Source organism: Aetokthonos hydrillicola CCALA 1050, assembly GCF_017591665.1.
Lineage (GTDB): Bacteria > Cyanobacteriota > Cyanobacteriia > Cyanobacteriales > Nostocaceae > Aetokthonos > Aetokthonos hydrillicola.
On record NZ_JAAKGC010000279.1, the window covers coordinates 1 to 2553 of the forward strand.

Sequence of the window (2553 nt, forward strand, 5' to 3'; positions counted from 1 at the left end):
TTTGTATTACTAATATCGTCAAAGCCTACTACTTGCTGTTCTAAATAATCTTTGCTTTCCTCGAATCCAAATATTGTGGTCGCAAGAGTTTCATTTATAGCTGGTGTCCAACCTGTAGTTTTTGATTCTGCGATGACAGTACCTGACGATGGTGAATCAAAGCAATATATGAATGCGCGATCGCTACCAATTTTTTCTCTAACTTCTCTGACTGTAGTGTGGAATAGTGTATCTAAGTCTGTGGCTTGACACATAACATCGCTAATAGATCTCCACTGCTGCCTCAGTATTTTTAATTGTTGTTGAACTGTTGTATGATCTATCTGTTGCTTTTCGTTTGTACCATTTCTTTCAGGTGCTTGATACAAGCTTTTCATAAAAACTATCCCACTAAAATATCAAAAATTGAATTTGCAAGAGGTTATAAACTGCCGATTATCCACCAAGGGCATTGAAAATGCTAGCAACATCTAATCTGATCATCATGCCTTCTGAATCATTAATAAAGTATCCTTTTATCAACCGATATATTTGTGGATTAAACAAACTAGACTCAGGTGGATTCATTTCTGAAGCATCTAGCAATTCCACATCAAGTAATTTACGGACTATTAGTCCCAAATATTTACCTTGTATTTGTACAACAATTGCCATATTTATAGGCTCAAAATTGCTACGAATAAATGTTGGTTTATAACCGAGCCTCTCTTCTAGCTCAACTAACCAAAGCATCTCGCTACGCCAGTTGTAGATACCCAAAACCCATGGAGGCATTTGAGGCAGACGACATATTTCGCCCAAAGATACTGGCAGAACTTCCGTAGTATCATCCAATGGAATTACAGCTGTATCTTTTTCGCCTAACTGGAAACTTAAAAACTTTTGTTCTGTTAGCAATACCATACATTTTTTATTTTGGTTGATGCTACCCTTATTAATACTAAAATTTGTATAGAATAATTTTTAGCAATAAGGGGAATGCGTTATTATATTAAGTTAAATCATTTGAGAAAATTATTGATCAAACAGAATTCAGGAATCAGGAGTCAGTTGGAAATACTGGTTTAAAACCTCGTCCCTTATAAACGAGACAGGGGTTAAAACTTGTCTTAAAACACCGTCCCTTTATGGGCGGTGTATTCTGACTCCTGAATTCTGTCTCCTGACTCGTTTTTATTTTTCATTAATTTATTTAAGGTCGTAACTAATTCTGAATCATTTATTGGTTTAGTAATATAGGCATCAGCTCCTAACATCTTACCCCAAATTTTATCGGCATCACTATTTTTAGTTGAACAAATAACTACAGGAATTGTACTTGTTTTAGGATTTGTCTTTAGTTCTCGGCACACTTCAAACCCACTTTGACCAGGTAAAATTACGTCTAGAAATATCACATCAGGCTTATTATCATGTACTTTTTCTTCAACTTCTTCACCACTTTTAGCGCTAATAACAAAATAACCTGCTTTTTGCAAGTACTGACTAATAATCTCCAAATCAGTTAAGCCATCTTCTACGACCAAAACAGTGTTCACGCTTAATACCCTCTTTTTAATTTCACTAATGAAGAATTACATACCTAAAGAAGTCAGTCCTAATAAAAAAGTTTCATCACGAATTCTGAAAAAGGAATACTCCCTGTTTTTTGTCCCTTCTTTTTAAGCTAGACTTCCAAGGGCAATAGCCCAAAACGAGGGTATGAAAATATTTCTTTCCCTGTTGCCTATCCTTTATTTTTAAGCTACAAAGATGCATTTTTTTTCTCCTATCTAATTTTGATGCATAGTTTATAGAATTAGTGAGAGTGAAACCACGTATAATTCAAAGCTTTTACAGCTTTGGGAAGTGGGGTTTCCCCCTTCCCAGTTTCAAGTGGCACACATTTGAAGATTAGTGATAGGAGATTGTTTTTTTACGTGCTTGTTGATCATTGCTATAACTTTCTGAGCAACCACAGGCTTACTTAAGAAATCCGTAGCACCGACCATCTTAGCCCGAACTCTATCGACAAGCCCGTCACTACCAGTTAAAATCACTACAGGTGTGTTAGTAAGTACGGAAACACGCCGTAACTGCGCACAGATTTCATAACCATTAGCAATAGGCATGATCAAATCTAAAAAGATTAAGTCTGGTTTACGTTCAATAAGTATTGGTATTGCTTGTACAGAATCTTGAATCCCTATAAAACTTAGCCCCTGTGGAGTCAGAATCTTTTGTAGAATTTCACTAGTCTGAGGACTGTCATCTACACAGGCTATTAATAAGCCAGATTCCATGATTGTTTTGTTTTTATGAACGGTGTTGTGGCTTTGAGTGACGCTGGGACTCTGAATGGTGCTTTGGATTGGACGGACATTGGGAGTTTGGTTGACGCTCTGAGTTTGAGGAAGTGGTAATGGTAAATCTGCTACCTCTACCAATTCGATAATTTCTTTCCGGATATAAGGTAGCAAGGAACGAGAAAGTACTAGCAAATCTTGCTTAACTTTAATGGCTAACTCTCTGAGAGTGTATCTGCCGTTGATTATATTTAAGAAGTTTCTGTAA

Annotated in this window: 2 protein-coding genes and 2 pseudogenes; all 4 read right to left on the reverse strand. The window is 36.3% G+C overall.

Annotation, left to right across the window (positions count from 1 at the left end):
• Nucleotides 1-377, reverse strand: a pseudogene (locus G4P69_RS36905) (hypothetical protein); the annotation flags it as partial.
• A 58-nt stretch (nucleotides 378-435) separates the two neighbouring features.
• Nucleotides 436-903, reverse strand: coding sequence for a chemotaxis protein CheW (locus tag G4P69_RS36910; RefSeq protein ID WP_208354785.1), 468 nt, complete (start codon nucleotides 901-903; stop codon nucleotides 436-438).
• A 275-nt stretch (nucleotides 904-1178) separates the two neighbouring features.
• Nucleotides 1179-1538: pseudogene (locus G4P69_RS36915) on the reverse strand (response regulator transcription factor); the annotation flags it as partial.
• A 333-nt stretch (nucleotides 1539-1871) separates the two neighbouring features.
• A partial coding sequence (locus G4P69_RS36920) for a response regulator (protein ID WP_208354798.1) occupies nucleotides 1872-2553 on the reverse strand: 682 nt, incomplete at its 5' end.